The organism is Mycobacterium talmoniae (assembly GCF_001854525.1).
GTDB classification, from domain to species: domain Bacteria; phylum Actinomycetota; class Actinomycetes; order Mycobacteriales; family Mycobacteriaceae; genus Mycobacterium; species Mycobacterium talmoniae.
In genome coordinates this window covers 1-18,501 of record NZ_MLQM01000108.1, presented here as the reverse complement: position 1 = coordinate 18,501, position 18,501 = coordinate 1, and the positions used below count along the sequence as shown (strand labels likewise).

13 protein-coding genes are annotated in these 18,501 nt (G+C 72.6%); 5 read left to right on the top strand and 8 right to left on the bottom strand.

Going from position 1 to position 18,501, the window contains the following annotated elements; all coding sequences use genetic code 11:
• A partial coding sequence (locus BKN37_RS17910; protein WP_131823637.1) for an HrcA family transcriptional regulator occupies positions 1–443 on the bottom strand: 443 nt, incomplete at its 3' end.
• A 141-nt stretch (positions 444–584) separates the two neighbouring features.
• Between BKN37_RS17910 and BKN37_RS17905 the strand changes: the two genes are divergently transcribed.
• The 5 genes from BKN37_RS17905 (at position 585) to BKN37_RS17885 (ending at position 3,587) form a co-directional block, all read left to right on the top strand.
• Entirely contained in the window at positions 585–911 is a 327-nt protein-coding gene (locus tag BKN37_RS17905) for a hypothetical protein (protein WP_071028293.1), read from the top strand.
• Positions 904–1,599 carry a hypothetical protein gene (locus BKN37_RS17900; protein WP_071028291.1) on the top strand — a complete coding sequence of 232 codons (696 nt, stop codon included), beginning with the start codon at positions 904–906 and terminating at the stop codon, positions 1,597–1,599. Before BKN37_RS17905 ends, BKN37_RS17900 begins: the two co-directional genes overlap by 8 nt.
• Before the next feature lie 79 nt (positions 1,600–1,678).
• Positions 1,679–1,981, top strand: a complete 303-nt coding sequence (locus BKN37_RS17895) for a type II toxin-antitoxin system VapB family antitoxin (RefSeq protein WP_071028289.1) — start codon at positions 1,679–1,681, stop codon at positions 1,979–1,981.
• A gap of 146 nt (positions 1,982–2,127) precedes the next feature.
• Positions 2,128–2,724, top strand: coding sequence for a carboxymuconolactone decarboxylase family protein (locus BKN37_RS17890; protein ID WP_071028287.1), 597 nt, complete (start codon positions 2,128–2,130; stop codon positions 2,722–2,724).
• On the top strand, positions 2,721–3,587 hold the full coding sequence (locus BKN37_RS17885) for a sigma-70 family RNA polymerase sigma factor (protein WP_071028296.1): 867 nt from the start codon (positions 2,721–2,723) through the stop codon (positions 3,585–3,587). Before BKN37_RS17890 ends, BKN37_RS17885 begins: the two co-directional genes overlap by 4 nt.
• A 10-nt stretch (positions 3,588–3,597) precedes the next feature.
• Here BKN37_RS17885 and BKN37_RS17880 read toward each other — a convergent pair whose 3' ends face one another.
• The 7 genes from BKN37_RS17880 to BKN37_RS17850 form a co-directional block, all read right to left on the bottom strand.
• The gene (locus tag BKN37_RS17880) at positions 3,598–3,906 is read right to left on the bottom strand and encodes a hypothetical protein (protein ID WP_071028285.1); all 309 of its coding nucleotides are present in this window, start codon (positions 3,904–3,906) and stop codon (positions 3,598–3,600) included.
• Between the two features lie 60 nt (positions 3,907–3,966).
• The gene (locus BKN37_RS17875) at positions 3,967–4,521 is read right to left on the bottom strand and encodes an MTB12 family secreted protein (RefSeq protein ID WP_071028284.1); all 555 of its coding nucleotides are present in this window, start codon (positions 4,519–4,521) and stop codon (positions 3,967–3,969) included.
• Positions 4,522–4,643: 122 nt separating this feature from the next.
• Positions 4,644–4,853, bottom strand: a complete 210-nt coding sequence (locus BKN37_RS17870; protein WP_071028282.1) for an MbtH family protein — start codon at positions 4,851–4,853, stop codon at positions 4,644–4,646.
• Entirely contained in the window at positions 4,850–6,205 is a 1,356-nt protein-coding gene (gene mbtG / locus BKN37_RS17865; RefSeq protein ID WP_083341874.1) for an NADPH-dependent L-lysine N(6)-monooxygenase MbtG, read from the bottom strand. The genes BKN37_RS17870 and mbtG overlap by 4 nt, the downstream gene beginning before the upstream one ends.
• Complete coding sequence (locus BKN37_RS17860; RefSeq protein WP_071028295.1) at positions 6,202–10,536, bottom strand: non-ribosomal peptide synthetase; 4,335 nt, start codon at positions 10,534–10,536, stop codon at positions 6,202–6,204. Before BKN37_RS17860 ends, mbtG begins: the two co-directional genes overlap by 4 nt.
• A 38-nt stretch (positions 10,537–10,574) precedes the next feature.
• A complete protein-coding gene (locus BKN37_RS17855) occupies positions 10,575–17,054 on the bottom strand; it encodes a non-ribosomal peptide synthetase (RefSeq protein ID WP_071028280.1) in 6,480 nt (2,159 codons plus the stop codon).
• A partial coding sequence (locus BKN37_RS17850) for an SDR family NAD(P)-dependent oxidoreductase (protein WP_131823636.1) occupies positions 17,047–18,501 on the bottom strand: 1,455 nt, incomplete at its 5' end. The genes BKN37_RS17855 and BKN37_RS17850, both read right to left, overlap by 8 nt.

The window sequence follows — 18,501 nt, the reverse complement described above, 5'->3', positions numbered from 1 at the left end:
AGCCGGGCCGGGGACAGCGCCACCACCTCCAGGTGGCGCACCGTGGAGCGGGACAGCGTCGGGTACTGCACCACCGCCACCTGGCGGGTCAGCTGGGCCAGCAGCCGCACCGCGCGGCGCAGCACGTCGTCGAGGTCGACCCCGGACTCCAGGAACGACAGGATGGCGCTGCGTTCGGCCGAGGACAGCGGCTTGACGTCCTCGAGCCGGTCGACGAACTCGCGGTAGCCCTTCTCGGTGGGCACCCGGCCCGAGCTGGTGTGCGGCTGGGTGATGTAGCCCTCGGCCTCCAGCACGGCCATATCGTTGCGGACGGTGGCCGAGGAGACCCCCAGGTTGTGCCGCTCGACCAGGGACTTCGACCCGATCGGTTCCTTGGTGGCGACGAAGTCGGCGACGATAGCGCGCAGCACCTCGAAGCGGCGGTCGTCGGCGCTTCCCATCGTTGCGTTCACCTCCTCGACCGGTCCATTTTACGGTGACGGGCCGCGGCGCCGTCGCGACGCACGCACAGCCCGGGTTTGGTGTCCGGCGCCGCCTAGACTCGAAGACCGCGCGGCCAATCACGCGCGTGGGGGGATGGCATGGCACCGGGGCGGATCCGGAAGGCGAAGTTCGGCGCGGCGGTGACGGCGTCGCGGATCATCTCGCTGGCCGAGGTGGTCCAAATGCCCGGGTTCACCGACCTGTCCCCGGAGCACATGTGGGAGGTCGCCAACGCGCCGTTGAACCTGCAGTGGCTGTCCCGGGAGGCGCACTGGCACAAGCGGGGGCGCAGCGCGGCGTACCTGGCCGGGCTGGACCCGGGGTGGCAGGCCCAGCAGATCGAGCTGGAGAACCGGGTGCGTCAGCAACTGCGCGACATCGTGGCCGCGCTGGCCGCCGTCGACGCCGGGGCCCAGCGTGACTGACCCGCTCGCCGACGTCGACGTCGCGGCGTTGCTCGGGCCGCAGCACGACGGCGCCCTGACCTTCCTTGGCGCGGGCTCCGCCGACCGGGTTCCGCCGCCGTGGCGGCCGATCGTCGAGTCGCCGGACGCCGAGCAGCGACGGCTGGCCGCGTTGGCGTTGTGGCCGCGCGAGTTTTTGGAGCTGGTGCCGAACTTCGCGGCCACGTTGGCCGCCAACCTGCTCGATGTGCGGGTCGGATTCCGCGACGACGAGGGGGCCGTATTGGTGTATTTCGTCGCCGCCGAGCAGCAGATCGCGGTGTGGCTGGGCTGGGATCCGGCGACCTTCGGTGCCGACGAACCGCCGTTTTGGGCGACCCTTCCGGGTGCGGCGCGGGGGTTTCTGTCCCACGTCCACGCCGGTTTCACCGGCGTGGACGGCGAGTCCTACGGCCTGGCGCAGCCCTCCTATATGGCCACCCTGGCCGCCTGGGCGGGATGGCCGACCGGCATCCCCGGCTGGCGCGACGACACCGGGATTTGCGCGACCCGGTTGCTGTGGCTCAGCGGCAGCGGCGACAACATGGCGCTGTGCACGTCGCCGGACCTGCCGCCGGGCCAGGCCGCCAAGGTGTGGGCCGAAGGTGAGACCGAGGTGACCGATTTCGGCGCCGCCCTCGATGAGCTGCTGCTGACCGCGCTCGGTTGACCGGTTCGCCCGGCCAAGGACTACCCTGTCTGACCATGGTCACGGCGAGCTGGGGGGCGACACCGAGGAAGGCCGGCCGATGATCTTCAAGGGGGTCAGGGAGGGTAAGCCCTACCCCGAGCACGGGTTGTCCTACCGGGATTGGTCGCAGATCCCGCCGCGGCAGATCCGGCTGGACGAGTTGGTCACCACCACCACGGTGCTGGCGCTGGACCGGCTGCTGTCGGAGGACTCCACCTTCTACGGCGACCTGTTTCCGCACGCGGTGAAGTGGAAGGGCATCGTGTACCTGGAGGACGGCCTGCACCGCGCGGTGCGGGCCGCGCTGCGGAACCGCACCGTGCTGCACGCTCGAGTGTTCGACATGGATGTCCTGGCCTGACCAGCTCTTGCCGCGAGCGTGCGTGTCCCCGGTCGACACGCCGGGCAAAATCCCGGAACTGCGCACGCTCGCGCCGGCCAGACCGGTCACATTCTCGGCGCGCCAGGTGTCGAAGTAGTGAACCCCACTACACCGAGGAGCACCAAATGCCACGACTCACCGGGGTGTCCGACCGGGATGCCGGACTGGGCGCCAAGATCGCGTTCTTTTTCACCAAGCGGCGGTTCAAGCAGATGACCGGACTGCAAACCGCGACCATGCTGGAGCCGCTGCGGATGTACGCCCATATCCCGGGCCTGCTCAACGCAATCGGCCGCCTTGAACTGTCGGAGTCCAAGCTGGACATCCTCAGCCCCCGCGACCGCGCGTTGGCCGAGCTCAAGGCGGCGACGACGGTGCGCTGCGAGTACTGCATCGACCTGGGGTCGGAGATCGCGCGCGGGATCGGGATCACCGACGAGGAGTTGCTGGCGCTGGCCGACTACCACGACGCCGCGTGCTTCTCCGACGTCGACAAGCTGATCCTGGACTACGCCACCGCGATGAGCCACACCCCGGTGCAGGTCAGCGACGAGCTGTTCGACGCGCTGCGGGCCCATTTCAACACCCCGCAACTCGTTGCGCTCACCCACGTCATCAACCTGGGTAACTTTCGGGCCCGATTCAACCTCGCACTGGATATCGGCTCGTCCGGCTTTTCCGCCGGCCGGGTGTGCGCGATCCCCGACCCCGACCGGCGATGACCGAAATCCCGTCGCTGACTGCACGTTTCGAGGAGGCGCGGCCGCGGCTGCGCGCCGTCGCGCATCGCATGTTGGGCTCGGTCGACGACGCCGAGGACGCGGTGCAGGAAGCGTGGCTGCGGCTACGCGGGGACTCCGGTGAGATCGATAACGTCGACGCCTGGTTGACGACGGTGGTGGCGCGGATCTGCTTGAACATGCTGCGCGCCCGACGGACTCAGGACGCGCTCGTCGTGCAGGTACCCGACCCGGTGGTGGAACCGGCGACCGACCCCGACCCGGAACACCAAGCGCTGCTGGCGGATTCGGTGGGTTTGGCCATGTTCGTGGTGTTGGAGACGTTGCCGCCGGCCGAACGACTGGCGCTGGTGCTGCACGACGTGTTCGCGGTGCCGTTCGAGGACGTCGCCGCCATTGTGGACCGCACCCCGGCCGCCGCCCGGCAGTTGGCCAGCCGCGCCCGGCGGCGCATCCGGGACGCCGGGGCGCAACCCGACTGCGGGTTGACCGCCCAACGCGAGGTGGTCGACGCGTTCTTCGCCGCCGGTCGTGCCGGGGACTTCGACCGGTTGGTGTCGGTGCTGGATCCCGAGGTGGTGGCGCGGGGCGACTTCGGACCGGGGGCGGTCCGCACGGTGCGGGGCGCGGCGGCGGTGGCCGGGTTGGCCCACAGCTACGCCGCACCGCAGCGGCAGCTGCGTGACGCCACCGTCAACGGCGCGGCCGGGGTGGTGGTGTTCGTCGACGGTCAGGCGACCGCGATCATGGGCTTCGTGGTACGCGGCGGGCGGGTCGCCGCGATCGACGTGCTGGCCGACCCGGCCCGCATCGCGCGGATCGACCTGACCGCGGTGGCCGGGTAGCGCTACGCGGTCACCCGCGCTGCCGCAGCCTTACCTGCTCCCACCAGTCGATCGTTTCACCGTCGGTGGCCATCCGATCGAGGACATGATCGGTGATCTCGACGTGCGTCCCTCCGCCGGTCGACCAGCAGAACTTCCACAGTTCGCGCGCCGCTCGGTGGTAGTGGTGGATGGCCTCGTCGACGGCGTAGGCGTCGGCCTCGCCCGTCCGGTAGCGATCCACCGCACCGGCAACGTGTTCGATGAGCTCGGCCAGTTGCTGTTCGTGATACGCGCCTACGCGTTCGCGCGCGGCCCGGCGTTCGGCCTTGGTACGCATAGCCGGACGATACCGCCGCCAGCCGTCAGCGTGAACCAATCAATTTTCGTCCGCCGAAGATCAGTGCGGCGCCAACGCCTGCATCAACTCCACCGCGGAGTCGTGGGTGAGCACCCAGCCGCCCTGGTCGACGAACATCAGCGGCTTGGTGTCCGGCGCCATCTTGGGCCCGGAGATCTCCACGTTGGCGACGGCCTGGTTGGGGCCGGACGGCGCGACGTTCACCACGTTGAACGAGTACGGGAGCTCCCCGTCCCGGTAGGACTTGCGCAGGTTGTGGTCCAGCACATGACCGTCGTTGGAGGCGATGCCGTTTTCGACCAGGTTCTGCTTGTCCTTATACGAGACGCCCGCATTGGTCAGGTTGGTCAACAGGTCGGTGACCTGCTGAGCGCTGGGCAGATTCTGCCCCGGGCCCGGGTTCTCGGCGGGTTCCGGCGGTGCCGGGTTGGGCGCCGGGGGCGCCGGCGGCGGGTCCAGCGGCAGCGGGGCGCCGAAGACGACGGGCTGCACCTGCGCCGACGTGCCGACCGGGGCGAACGCCGTCACCCCGGCGGCTGCGGCTCCGATCGCGGCCACCGCGGCCGCTCCGATGACGAGCAATTTCCCGGCCATGAACCGTCCCCTTCGCGTCGGTGTCGATGGGCAAGGCTACCCGTGCCGCTGCCGCGAACGTGCGCAAAACACGTATTCACCTCGGCGTGTCGGCCGGGGACACGCACGCTCGCGCACAGGGATCAACTCATGGCGTCGCGGAGGCTTTTGGGGCGCAGGTCGGTCCAGTGCTCTTCGACGTAGGCCAGGCAGTCCGCGCGGCTGGCTTCGCCGAACACCTGCCGCCACCCGGCGGGGATGTTGGCGAACGTCGGCCACAGGCTGTGCTGCTCTTCGTCGTTGACCAGCACGTAGAAGGTGCCGTTGTCGTCGTCGAACGGATTGGTGCTCATCGGTTCTCCTCGTCGGTTGGGCTTTGGCCGCGAGCAGACGCAAAAGCCCCGTTGTTGGCGTCGAATTGGGTGCTTTTGCGTCTGCTCGCGGGGGCGGCGGGGGTGGCGGGGGTGGCGGACAGCTGGGCGCCCAACACCCGGTCGGACAGCAGGCCCAGGCAGCTCAGGTTCGGAAAGCCCGGCCCCTGGGTGAGCCCGGCCAGGTTGGGCAGGAACAACTTCGGCGCGACGTCGGTGACGGCCAGGTCGTGCCCGATCGCCTCGGCCAGCCGGTCGCCGCTCAGCGGTCCGCCCAGCCCGAGCTCCAGCACATCCAGCGCCTCCTGGCTGAACAGGTCCACGAACCACAGCGCGTCGGCGCCCGAGCCGTCGATCACCAGGTCGAACCCGTGCACGGTTTCGAAGTTCTCGCCGCCCCGGTTGGTGCTCAGCGTCAACCGGATCCGCTCATCGCGCCCGACGGCGTGGGCGACCCGGCCGCGCAGGTGCCGGATCCGGTCGTCGGCCAGCAGCGCGTCTTGCACCCGGGCGGAGAACACCCCGCGGTCGGTGCGGGCCAACGCGTCGCGGCGCTCCTCAGGGGTCAGCGCCGACCAGTCGGTCGGGTCGGAAAACAGCGTGTTCTCGAAGAAGCTCTCGCCGCGGGTGAACAGGGTGACCTGCGGGGAGATCACCGTGATGGTCGACACCCGGTGCCGGAACAGTTCGTTGAGGATCGACGCCGCGGTCTCGCCGCCGCCGATCACCGCCACCCGGTCCGCGCAGATCCGGTCGTGCCCGGCGGCACGATGCCAGAACTGGGCGATCGACAGCACCCGCGGATTGCCCGGCAGGATCGATTTTTCGGCCTGGCCCGGCCCGGTGATCATCACCGCGTCGGCCCGCACGGTGGCCTCCCGGGTGTGCAGCGCCCACTGCGCCCCGTCCACCGCGAGCCGGTCCACCTCGCCGTAAACGACGGTCATGTCGACGGCGTCGGCGACCCAGCGCAGGTAGGCGCTCCACCGCTGGTGGGTGGGCGCCGGTCGGCCGCGGTCGATCCACTCCGCGAATTGGCCGGTGGCGATCAGGTACGACTGCCAGGAATAGGCGGTCATCCGCTCGTCGAGTTCGGCGTTGCGGCCCGGCACCAGCGCCGAGCGGTACGGGAAGCCAACATCCTTTTCCGGGCTGGTGCCCAACCGGTGGGCGCCGTCGGTCCAGCCGCCGGCGGGCCGCCAGTTGGCGGCGATCTCGGTGCGTTCGACGGCGATCACCTCGGGGGCGTCGACGCCCATGTCGCGCAGCACCGCGGCCTTGGCGGCCACCGCCACCGCCTTGACGCCGGCGCCGAGCACCGCAAGCGTCGTCATGACAGCACCTCCCGCAGGGCTTCGTCGAACAGTGTTTGCAGCGCGGCGATCTCGGCGGCGTCCAGAATGTCGGGCAGCGCCCGCCACTGCGTCATCAGCAGCGGCCGGTCCCCGACCGGCAGCACCGCGGCGATGATGCTCAGCTCGTGGCGCACCGCCAGTTCGGGTTCGGGCAGCGGGGACGCCCCGGCCAGCAGCGCGCGGTCGGGCCGCACCCCGCTCGCCGATCCGGCCAAATCGCCGCGGCCCAGGTAGTTCAGCAGCAGCTGCGGCCCGCGAAAGGCGCTGAGCCGCCGCCCGGTGTCGGCCCGCAGGTACCGCAGCAGCCCGTAGTCGACGCCGTCGCCGGGGATCGCGGCCAGCTGCGCGGCGACGGCCCGCGGGTCCGCCGCGGGCACCCGCAGCGGATACATCGCGGTCAGCAGGCCCACCGTGTCGGCGGTGTCCAGCGACCCGGCGTCGACCAGCGCGTCGACGCGGCCGTGGGTTTCCAACGCCAGCAACGGCGCCGGGGTCGCCAGCCCCCGGGTCTGCCGCCACCGGGTCACCGTGGCCGCCGCCGCGGCGACCAGCTGATCGGGCACCGGCAGGCCGCTGCCCAGCAGCCGGGCGGTGACCTCGGCGTCGGCGAACACGGTGGACACCGCCAGATCAGCGGCCCGGTCGCGGTCCGGGCGGACCCGCCGCGCCCCCAGGTCGGGGTCCTCGCCGTCGAGTTGGGCCGCCCAGTACCCGGCGGTGTCCAACCGGTGGGCCCGCTCGGTCAGCGCCTGCGCCCAGCGCCGATAGCTGGTGTGCTCGACCACCGGGGCGTCGCCGGTCAGCGCGGCGTTCAGTTCGCCGAGCACCACCAGCCACGACGCCGGGTCCATCGCCAGCACGTGCGCGGCCAGCAGCAGCACGGTTTGCCCGGTCGGCGGGCGCAGCCACACCCCGGCCAGCAGCACCCCGGCTTCGGGGTCCAGCCGGTCCAGGATCCGCGGGGTGTGCTCGGTGACCGCGGCCGCCAAATCGCCGGGCACGTCGACGATCTCGGTGAGCACCTCGGGGCGGGGTGCGGGCCGCAGGGTCATGTCGGCCCGGTCCAGCCGGGTGCGCAGCACCGGGTGTGCGTCGACGACGGCCGCCAGCGCGGCCCGCAGCGCCGCCTCGGTGACGCCCTCGGGCAGCCGCAGCGCTTCGGTCTGCGCCAGCCGGCGGGCCTGGCCGTGTTCGTAGAGCCAGTGCGCGTTGGGCAGCAGCGGGATCGGCGCGTCGATGTCCTCGGCGATCCGCTCCGCGGCGACGGTGTCGGCGTCGATGGCGGCGGCGAGTTCGCGGATGGTGCCGCATTCCAGGATCAGTCGGGCGCGCAGCGGGATGCCGCGGCGCCGGGCCGCCTGCACCACGGTCAACGCCACGATGCTGTCCAGGCCCAACTGGACAAAGTCGGCGGTCACGTCCACCTGGGGGTGGCCCAGGGTCTCGGTCAGCAGCTCGCACAGCGCGGTTTCGGTGGCCGTCTCGGGTCCGGTCGCGGGTTCGGCGGCCGCCGCGTCCAGCGCGGCCAGCGCGGTTTCGTCGAGTTTTCCGTTGCCGGTCAACGGGATTGCGTCGACGACGATGATGCGCTGCGGGATCATGTAGCGCGGCAGCCGGGCGGACAGCAGCCCGCGCAGTGCCGGCACCGATACCGGCTCACCCCCGGTGGCGACGTAGGCGGTCAGCCGGGCGCCGCCGCGGTGGTCGCGGACCAGCACCCGGGCCTGGGCCACCGCCGGATGCGACTGCAGCGCGGCGGCGATTTCGTCGGGTTCGACCCGGTAGCCGCGGATCTTGACCTGGCTGTCGGCGCGGCCCAGGTAGTGCAGCGCGCCGTCGCCGGCGCGGCGCACCAGGTCGCCGGTGCGGTACATCCGCTCCCCCGCGACGAACGGGTCGGCGACGAATCGGCCGCTGGTCTCGCCGGCCCGGCCCAGATAGCCGCGGGTGAGCTGCGCACCGGCCAGATACAGCTCGCCGGGCACGCCGGGCGGCACCGGGCGCAGCGCGGAGTCCAGCACGTAGCCGCGGGTGTGGGCGGTCGGCCTCCCGATCGACGGTTCGTCGTGGGCGGCGATGTCGGCGACCACCGCCTCCACCGTGGTCTCGGTGGGGCCGTAGCAGTTGTGCGCGGCCAGGCCGGTGCGGGCGCATTCGGCGCGGATCGTCGCCCACAGCGGCGGGCTGATCGCTTCCCCACCCAACGCCAGCACCGCCAACGGCACCTCGGCCAGCAGGCCGAACGCACGCAGCTGGGCGAACATCGACGGGGTGGTGTCGATCATGTCGACGCCGTGCTCGGCGAGGGCGGCCACCAGGGCCTCGGCGTCGGGCTGGGTCCGCTGGTCGACGAGGTGCACGCGGTGGCCGTCGAGCAGGGCGACCAGCGGCTGCCAGGCGGCGTCGAACGCGAACGACCAGGCGTGCGCGATCCGCAGTCGCCGGCCCAGCCGCGCGGCCGCCGGCGCCAGCACCCGGTGCCGGTGGTCGTCGGCGTAGGCCTCCAGCGCGGCGTGGGTTCCGATGACGCCCTTGGGTTCTCCGGTGGTCCCGGAGGTGAAGACGATGTAGGCGGCCTGCTCGGGCGACACCGGCGCCGGCCGGAAGTCGGTGGCCGGGTGCGCCCCGGACATCAGGGCCTGGTCGACGATCATCCCCGCGCCGGTTTGCCGCAGGATGGAGGCAATCCGTTCCTCGGGCATCCCGGGTTCCAGCGGCACGCACACCGCGCCGGCCTTGAGCACCGCCAGCAGCGCCACCACGTAGGACGGGTCGCGGGGAAGCCGGATGGCGACCGGGGTTTCGGCGCCCGCGCCGCGGCGGGCCAGCTCGGCGGCCAGCCGGTCGGCGGCGGTGTCCAGCTCGGCGTAGCTCAGCGTCCCGCCGGCCCAGCTCAGCGCCACCGCGTCGGGCCGCTCGGCGGCGATCGCCGCGAACCGGGTGTGCACCCCGCGCGCCGGCGCCGCCGGCGTCGCGACGTCCCGCAGCAACCCGGCCTCGTCGTCTAGCAGGATGCTGACCTCCCCTAATGGCCGCTCCCACAACGTGATCAGCCGCTGCGCGGTGGCCAGCACCCGCCGGCCCAGCGTCGCCGCGGGCATCCCGCCCAGCGCGCCGTCCAGGGTTTCCACCAGCACGGTCAGTTCGCCGTCGGTGAGGTGAGCGGCGACGGTGACCGGGAAGTGCGACAGGCTCTCCAACGCCGCGGGCGCGAACGTGGCGTCACCGGCGGCGAATTCGCCGCCGCCGACCAGCGCCCCGGGCGGGAAGTTCTCGTAGACCAGCAGGGTGTCGAACATTTCGCCGACCCCGCCCAACGCCCGCAGCTGGGCGTGACCCAGGTAGCAGTGCTCGCGGAGCAGTGCGGCGTCGCGTTGCAGCCCAACGCAGTGCGCGCCGACGGCGGCGGCCGCATCGAGCCGCACCCGCAGCGGCACCGTGTTGATGAACAGCCCGACCATGGTTTCCACCCCGGCCAGTTCGGCGGGCCGCCCGGAGACGGTGACCCCGAACACCACGTCGTCGCGGTCGGTCAACCGGGACAGCAGCACCGCCCAGGCCGCCTGCATCACGGTGTTGAGGGTGACGCCGCGGGAGCGGGCCGCGTCGGCGAGCGCGGCGGTGGCGGCGGCGTCCAGCCGCAGTTCGGTGCGCCGCGGCAGCCCGGGCTCGGGCGGCTGGGCGGCCAGCGCCCCGGACAGCAGCGTCGGGCCGGGCAGGCCGGCCAGGTGCTCGCGCCAAACACGTTGGCTGTCGTGGTGATCCCGGCCGGACAGCCAGCCGATGTAGTCGCGGTAGGGTCGCGGCGGCGCGGGCAGCGCGTCCAGGTCGCCACCGGCCCGGTACAGCGCGATCATCTCGCCGACGAACACCGGCAGCGACCAGCCGTCGATGACGATGTGGTGCGCGGTGATCACCAACCGCCACCGGGCGTCGGGCAATTCGATGAGCAGGAAACGCAGCGCCGGGGTGCGATCCAGTGCGAACGGCCGGCGCCGCTCGTCGTCCTCCAGGCCCGGCACCTCCGCCGGGACGGCGGTGACGTGCCGCCACGGCAGCTCCACCCGGGACGGCACGATCTGCACCGGGTGCGGCAGGCCGCGGTGCACGAAACTGGCCCGCAGGTTGGGGTGGCGCACCAGCATCGCGGCGGCGCAGTCCCGCAGCAGCGCCACGTCGAGGCCGCCGGTGATGTCGGCGGCCATCGCGATCAGGTACGGGTCGTGCACCGGGCCGTCGGCGTCGTCGGGCCCGGACTCGGCCAGCGTGGTCAGCGAGAACAGCCCCTGCTGCAGCGGGCTGAGCGCCATCACATCCTCGATGGCGGCGGGTTCGGCGCCGGTGAGGGTCACGGCGCCCCTTGCCACGACGCCTGCAGTGCGGCCAGGTCGTCGGCGGACAGCCCCGATGTGCTCATCGGCTCGTGCCGCACGTCCCGTTCCTCGGCGCCGTCGGCGGCCTCCAGCGCGGCGGCCAGCTGCTGCACGGTGGGATGCTCGAACACCATCCGCGGGGTGACCGCCAGCCCGGCGTCGCGGGCGCGGGCGGCCAGCTGCACCGAGGAGATGCTGTCCCCGCCCAGGGCGAAGAAGTCGTCGAACCGGCCGACGTCGGCGACCCCCAGCAGGTCGGTGAACACCGCGGCCAGCGCCCGTTCCGTCTCCCCGCGCGGCGGCTCGGTCTGGCCGGTGGTGGCCGCGGCCGGCTGCGGCAGCCCGGGCCGGTTCAGCTTGCCGGATTCGGTGACCGGCATCGCGTCCAGCACGGTGATCGACGACGGCATCATGTATCCGGGCAGCGCGGCGGCCGCCGCGGCGCGCACCGTGGCGGCGAACTCGGCCGTGGCGGCGGCGTCGGGCAGCGGCGCCGCGGGCACCACGTAGCCGGCCAGCGTGGTGGTCCCGCGCAGCTCCCAGGTGCGGGCGGCGGCGGCCGCCACCTGATCCACCGCCTTCAGCGCGGCCTCGACCTCTCCCAGCTCGACGCGGAAGCCGCGCACCTTGACCTGGTGGTCGGTGCGGCCGACGAACTCCAGCCGACCGTCCTCGGTCCAGCGGGCCCGGTCCCCGCTGCGGTAAAACCGCGCGCCGGGTGTGGCGGCATACGGGTTGGGCACGAACCGGGACGCGGTCAGGCCGGGCCGCTTCCAGTAGCCGCGGACCAGTTGCTCACCGGCGTAATACAGTTCGCCGACCACGCCGACCGGCACCGGCTGCAGCGCGTCGTCGAGCAGATACACCTGCGAGCCCGGGGTGGGGGCGCCCAGGATCGGCACCGGCGGGCTCAGCGGCCCGCGGACCAACCCGCCGGAGGTTTCGGTGGCACCGAAGTTGTTCAGCAGCTCCGGGCCGTCGCCCGCCGGGCAGGTGGCCGCCAGCCGCTCCAGCAGCGACACGCTGACCGGCTCACCGCTGCACACCAGCCGGGTCAGCGAGCGCACCACGTCGGGGTGGGTGTCGACCAGGGTGGACACCAGGCTGGCCACCGCGGTGACCTGGGCCACGCCGTGGCGGCGCAGCAGCGCCGCCAGCGCGTCGGCGTCGCGGTGTTCGGCGTCGTCGGCCAGGATCAAGGTGGCGCCGGCGGCCAGCCCGGCCAGCGTCTCCATGCTGCCTTCCAGGAAGGTCATCGACGCCTGCGCCAGCCGAATGTCGTTGCCTTCCACCGGATAGTTCCGCAGCTGCCAGTCCAGCCGCGCCGTCATCGCCCGGTGGGTGCCCAGCACCCCCTTGGGGGTTCCGGTGGATCCGGAGGTGAACACCAGATACATCGGGTCGTCGGGATGCGGCGCCGGCAGGTCGCGACGCCGCGGTTCGGCATCCAGCGCGGCCCGCAGCTGCGGGTCGTCCAGCGAAAGCAGGTGCACGCCAGGGGTTTCCGGCATGGTGGCGGCGGCCTCGGCGGTGACCACCACGACCGGCGGCGCAACGTCGTCGAGCATGAACCGTTTGCGCGCGGCCGGGTAGCCGGGGTCCAGCGGGAAATACCCGGCGCCGGCCTTCATGATCCCGACCAGCGCCACCACCAGGTCGATGCCGCGGCGGGTGGACAGCCCGACCAGCGTCCCGGGCCGCACCCCGTGCTCGGCGAGCAGCGCCGCGAAGTTGTCCGACCGGCGGTGCAGCGCCGGGTAGTCGAGCTGCTCGTCGCCGCAGCGCACCGCGATCCGGTCGGCGCCGAACCGCCGGCTCGGCTCGAGCAGCGCGCCGATGGTGTGCGGGGCGTCCGCGGGTGGCACCGGGCCCCGGCTCCAGGCCAGCAGGCGCTGCCGGTCGACGTCATCGGTCAATTGCACGTCGCGCAGCGTCACGTCGGGGTTGTCGGCGAACAGGTCGACCACCCGGGTCAGCCAGTCGGTCAACCGTTCGATGGTGGCCCGCCGGTACAGCTCGGTGCGGTAGATGACGCGGCCGGTGTATCCGGCGTCGGTGGCGAAGAAGTTGACGCTCAGGTCGGCGTGCGCGATGTCGAACGGCGGCTCTAACGCGGCGAAGCTGGTCGGCCCCGCCTCGCCGCCGACATCGATCACCCGGGCGGCCGGCAGGTGATCGCGGACGTGCACGACCACCTGGAACAGCGGGTTGCGCGACAGCGACCGGACCGGGTTGACCGCGTCGACCACCCGATCGAACGGCAGGTCCTGGTGGGCGTAGGCGGCCAGCGCGGTTTCGCGGGCGCGGCGCAGCACCTCGGCCAGCGTCGGGTTGCCGCTCAGGTCATTGCGCAGCACCAGGATGTTGACGAAGAACCCGATCAGCCGGTCCAGTTCGGTTTCGGTGCGCCCGGCGACCGGGGTGCCCAGCGGGATGTCCGCGCCGCCGCCGGCCTTGTGCAGCACCACCGCGACCGCGGCCTGCAGCACCATGAATTCGGTGCAGCCGGTTTCGCGGCTGAGCGCGGCCAGCTTGTCGCGGGTGGCGGCGTCGATGCCGAACTCGACGGATTCGCCGTCGCCGCTGGGCACCGCGGGCCGCGGAAAGTCCGGCCGCAGCCCGGTGTCCTCCGGTAGCCCGGCCAGCTGCCGGGTCCAGTAGTCACGTTGGTCGCCGACGATGCCGCCCGCTTCGGTCCGGTCCGGCTGCGGACTTTCGGCCAGCAACTCCCCCTGCCAGGCCGCGTAGTCGGCGTACTGCACCGGCAGCGGCGCCCAGGACGGCTCCTGTCCGCTGCAGCGGGCCCGGTAGGCGGTCAGCAGATCGGTGAACAGGACCCCGGCCGACCAGTGGTCGGCGGCGATGTGGTGCACCACCAAAGAGAGCACGTGGGCTCCGCCGGTGTGCAGCAACGCCACCCGGATCGGCCAGTCGCGGTCCAGTTCGAAGCAACCCCGGCGCTCGGTGTCCAGCTGCGCCTGCAGCCAGGCGTCGGATTCGCCGGTCGCCCGCCGCACCGGCAGCCGCCCGGCGGGGTTGACCACTTGGTAAGGGACGCCGTCGATCTCGACGTAGGTGGTGCGCAGGATCTCGTGCCGGGCGATCAGGTCGTCGACGGCGGCGAGCAGGGCGTCGACGTCGCACGGACCGGTCAGCCGGGCGGCGAACGGAATGTTGTTGACCGGGCTGGGTCCCTCGATGCGGTAGGCGAACCAGCTGCGCAGCTGCGACGCCGACAGCGGCTGGGGCCCGTCGTGGCTGGTCGCGATCAGCTTGGGTCGCGGCGGCGGCCCAGCGCCGGCGGCGAGCTGGTCGATGCGGTCGGCCAGCCGGGCCACCGTCACCAGCTCGAAGATCTCCCGGATGGCCAGGTCCACCCCGCAGTCCGCCCGCACGGCGGCCACCAGCTTGGTGGCCACCAGGGAGTGCCCGCCCAGGTCGAAGAACGAGTCGTCGGCCCCCACCCGGGGATGCCCGAGCAGCTCGGCGAACAGCGCGGCCAGTTGCCGCTCGGTCGCGGTGACCGGTTCGCGGTAGGCGGCGCCGGCGGCGATCTGCGTCTGCGGCAGCGCGGCCTTATCGATCTTGCCGTGCGCGGTGATCGGGATCTCGTCGAGGACGACGTAACCGGCCGGCACCATGTAGTCGGGCAGCGCGGCGGCCACCCGGGCGCGGATCCGGTCGACGTCCACCGAGTCGGTGCCGGCGCCGTCGGCCGGGGTCAGGTAGCCGACCAGGCTTTTGCCCAGCTGCGGCAGGTCGGCGGCCACCACCACGGCCTGCCCGACGCTGGGGTCCACCGAGATCGCCGCCGCGACCTCGCCGAGCTCGATGCGGAAGCCGCGGATCTTGACCTGCTCGTCGGCGCGGCCGACGAACTCGATATCGCCGTCGGCGTTGCGCCGGGCCAGATCCCCGGACCGGTACAGCCGCCGGCCGGGGGTGAACGGGTCGGCGACGAAGCGTTCCGCGGTCAACCCGGGTCGGCGGTGATAGCCGTGGGCCACATGCGTTCCGCCGATGTAGATTTCGCCGATCACCCCGACCGGCACCGGCTGCAGCGCGTCGTCCAGCAGATGCACCTGGGTGTTGATCTTGGGCTTCCCGATCGGCACGATGCGGGTGCCCTGTTTGCCTTCCACCTTGTACCGGGTGGCGTTGACGACGGTTTCGGTGGGGCCGTAGAAGTTGTGCAGCAGCGCGTCGAAGGTGGCGTGGAATTTGTCGGCGATCTCGCCGGGCAGCGCCTCGCCGCCGATCGGCACCCGGCGCAGGGTGCGCCACTGGTTGACCCCGGGCAGCGACAAGAACAGCCCGAGCAGCGACGGCACGAAATGCATCGCGGTGATGCCTTCGCGGTGCAGCAGCTCGGTGAGATACCCGATGTCGCGCAGCCCGTCGGGGCGCGGGATCACCAGGCGCGCACCGCACGACAGGGTGCCGAAGATCTCCCCCATCGACACGTCGAAGCTGGGTGAGGCCACCTGCAGCAGCCGGTCGGCTGCGTCGACGCCGTAGTCGCCGCCGAACCAGACGAAGTATTCGGCGATCGGGGCGTGCGGCACCGGCACCCCCTTGGGCAGCCCGGTCGACCCGGAGGTGTAGATCAAATACGCGGTGTTGGCCGGGCGCAGCGGACGCACCAACTGGTCCGGCTCGGGGTTGGTGGTGGCGAACCCGGCCAGGTCGGGGATCGGTTCGCGCAGCACGAGTTTGGGGGCGGAGTCGTCGAGGATGAACGCGCGGCGGTCCTCCGGGTAGGTGGGGTCGACCGGCAGGTAGACCGCGCCGGCCTTGAGGATGCCCAGCGCGGTGATGATCAGTTCCGGGGACTTGTCGAGCAGCACCGCGACGCGGTCCTCGGCGCCCAGGCCCGCGGCGATCAGCCAGTGCGCCACCCGGTTGGCTTCCGCGTTGAGTTCACGGTAGCTGTACGCGCGGCCCTCGTAGACGACGGCGACGGCGTCCGGGGTGGCCTCGACCTGCCGCTGCACCAGCGCGGGCAGCGTGGTGGCGGGGGTAGTGAACTTTTCGCCGGCCGAGACCCGGCGCAACCAGTCCGCGTCGTCGTCGGTGAGCATCCGCAGCACCGCCAGGGCGGTGTCGGGGTCGGCCAGCGCGGCGTCCAGCAGGGTGGTGTAGTGGCTGAGCAGCTGGGCCACCAGCGGGCGGTCCAGCACCTCGACCAGATACTCGGCTTCGATCAGCGCGCCGCCGTCGTCGGCCGGTTCCACCATGAAACTCAGTGGCAGCTGGGTGAACTGGCCGCGCAGCTCGTCGCGTTCGCAGCGCACCCCGGGCGGGCAGAACCCGCCGCCGTCGGGTTCGCGCAGCCCGAAGCTGACCCGGGTCATCCGTTCGACGCCGTGCCGGCGGTCCGGGTTCCAGGCGCGCACCACCGCATCCACGTTGACCCGCTGGTGGGCGAACGCGCCGACCGCGGTGTCGCGGGCCTGCGCCACCAGCTCCCGGAACGTTTGCCGCGGCCGCGGCCGCAACCGCAGCGCCACGGTGTTGCCGTAGTAGCCGATCGCCTCCTCGGTTCCGGCGCCGCGGTTGAGCACCGGGGCCGCGACCAGGAAGTCGCCGGCGTGGGTGTAGCGGTGGATCAGCGCGGCGAAGCCGGCCAGCAGCACCATGTACGGGGTGGCGCCGGTGTCGCGGGCCAGCGCACCGGCCGCCTGCACGGTCGACGGGGCCAGCTGCGCGGTGACGCGTTGTGAGCGCCAGCTGCTCGGCACCGCCGAACCGTTGGGACCGGGCAGTTCCAGCGGCTCGGGCGGGTCGGCCAGCACGGTGCGCCAGTAGGCGAGGTCGTCGTCGACGACCGCGGGGGCCGGCTGCGCCGACGGGGTCCGCGGGCCGGGACCGCCCAGCGCGTCGGGGTCGGTGTAGGCCCGGGTCAGGTCAGCAAAGAACACCGCCCAGGAGCCGTCATCCCAGGCGATGTGATGCGCGGTGAGCAGCAGCACCAGCTCGTCGGGGCCGACGCGGACCGCGGTGATCCGCAGCGGCGACTCGGTGGTCAGGTCGAAGGGCCGGGAGAACTCCCGCTGCGCCAACACTTCCAGCCGCAGCTGACGGGCCTGCTTCCCCAGCCCGCTCAGGTCGTGTTCGGCCCAGCCCGGCCGCAGCTCGTCGTGCACCCGCTGCTGCGGATCGCCGTCGGCGTCGGTGTGAAAGGTGGTGCGCAGCACCGGGTGCCGCACCGCCACCGCGTCCACCGCCCGGTGCAGCCGGGTCACGTCGACCACACCGGTGATCCGGTAGGACACGCACACGTTGAGCAGGGCGCTGGTCGGGTCCAGGGACTGCACGAACCACATCCGGCGCTGCCCGTCGGACAACTCGGCGGGGGCGTCGTCGGCCGCGGCCGCGGTGCGCGACAGGCCTTGGGCGGCCAGCCGGCGGCGCAGCAGCTCCAGGCGCTGTTCGTCGAGGGTGGTCTCAGTCACGCGTGGATTCCAATCTTTCTGGCCGGGTGGGCCGGTGGGTCTCGGCGGGCTGCAGGGCATCGATCAGTTGGGTGCCGGTGATCCCGCCGAGCAGGCTGGCCAGCGGCACCGAGCGGCCGGTGCCGCGGCGCAGCCGTTTGCGCAGATCCAGCGCCAGCAGCGAGTCCACCCCGAGGTCGATCAGCGCGGCGTTGAGGTCCACCGCGGCCGGCTCCGGAAGGCTCAACGCCGCGGCCAACGCGGCACGCACCGCCTCGGCGACCGGCAGCTGCTCGGTTGGCGCTGCGGCGGGCGGGTTTTCGGCCGCGGCCAGCGGCAGCGGGCTGCCCTGGCTGTCGAAGAAGACCCGCAGCCGGTCCAGGTCGGCGGCCAGGATCAGCGGGTCGCCGTCGTGGCGACGCAGGCTGGCCTCCAGCGCCTCGTCGGGGTCCATCGCCAGCAGGCCGGACCGCTCGATGCGGGTGATCTCGGCGGCGTCGACGATGCCCGCGCCCTGCCACAGCCCCCAACGCACCGCGGTGGCATCCCATCCGCGGTCCCGCAGCCGGTCGGTGAGCACGTCGAGCATGCGGTTGGCGGCCGCGTAGGCGCCGTGCCCGTGCCCACCCCATACCCCCGAGATCGAGGAGCACACCAGGATCCGCGCGTCGGCGCGCAGCGGCCACGCCTCGGTCAGCCGGGCCAGCCCGGCGACTTTCGCGCCGAACACCGCCGCCCGGTCGGCCGCGGTGAGCCGGTGGTGCGGGCCGAACCGGGCCACCCCGGCGGCGTGGATCAGCAGCGAGGCGCCGGCACCGGCGTGCGCGGCGGCCGCCGCCGCCACCCCGTCGGGGTCGGTGATGTCGCAGGCCGGGGCGCACACCTCGACCGAGCGGCCGTCGGTCAGGTCGGCCAGCACGGCGGGGGCAACCCCGCTGCGGCTCAACAGGATCACCCGGCGGGCGCCGTGGGCGATGCAGTGCCGGGCGTAACGCAGGCCGATCGCGCCGCCGCCGCCGGTGATCAGCACGGTGTCCAGCGCGGTGACGTCCAGCGGGCGGGCCGGGGTCGGATCGGGGTGCTCGCGCAGGATCCGGGTGTAACGGACCGCGTCGCGCACCGCGACCTCACCGGCCGCGCCGACCAGCACCGGCACACAGGCCCGGGCGGTCGCCTCGTCGATCGGCCCGGCCGGCAGGTCCAGGTGCCCGAACGCCTGGTCGGCGAATTCGAAGCCCACGCAGCGGTGCATCGCCGCCAGGGCGGCCTGCCCCGGCAGCGCCGGGGCATCGTCGCGGCCGATCCGTTCGCCGCCGGCGGTGAGCAGCCACACGCTGCGGCATGCCGGCCCGATCAGGCTGGGGTAGTCGGGCAGGCCGGCGCCCGGAAGGGCGGCGATCTGTTCGGCGGCGGCGGGGGCGTCGTCGCTTTTACCCAGCTGGCGCGGGGGGCGGGGGGGGTGGGTGGG

Coding starts and splice junctions, on each gene's coding strand:
- BKN37_RS17895 (WP_071028289.1), top strand. CDS start 1,679: ATGATCTTCAAGGGGGTCAGGGAGGGTAAGCCCTACCCCGAGCACGGG.
- BKN37_RS17860 (WP_071028295.1), bottom strand. CDS start 10,536: ATGGCGCTCAGCCCGCTGCAGCAGGGGCTGTTCTCGCTGACCACGCTG.
- BKN37_RS17880 (WP_071028285.1), bottom strand. CDS start 3,906: ATGCGTACCAAGGCCGAACGCCGGGCCGCGCGCGAACGCGTAGGCGCG.
- mbtG (WP_083341874.1), bottom strand. CDS start 6,205: ATGACGACGCTTGCGGTGCTCGGCGCCGGCGTCAAGGCGGTGGCGGTG.
- BKN37_RS17905 (WP_071028293.1), top strand. CDS start 585: ATGGCACCGGGGCGGATCCGGAAGGCGAAGTTCGGCGCGGCGGTGACG.
- BKN37_RS17890 (WP_071028287.1), top strand. CDS start 2,128: ATGCCACGACTCACCGGGGTGTCCGACCGGGATGCCGGACTGGGCGCC.
- BKN37_RS17875 (WP_071028284.1), bottom strand. CDS start 4,521: ATGGCCGGGAAATTGCTCGTCATCGGAGCGGCCGCGGTGGCCGCGATC.
- BKN37_RS17885 (WP_071028296.1), top strand. CDS start 2,721: ATGACCGAAATCCCGTCGCTGACTGCACGTTTCGAGGAGGCGCGGCCG.
- BKN37_RS17870 (WP_071028282.1), bottom strand. CDS start 4,853: ATGAGCACCAATCCGTTCGACGACGACAACGGCACCTTCTACGTGCTG.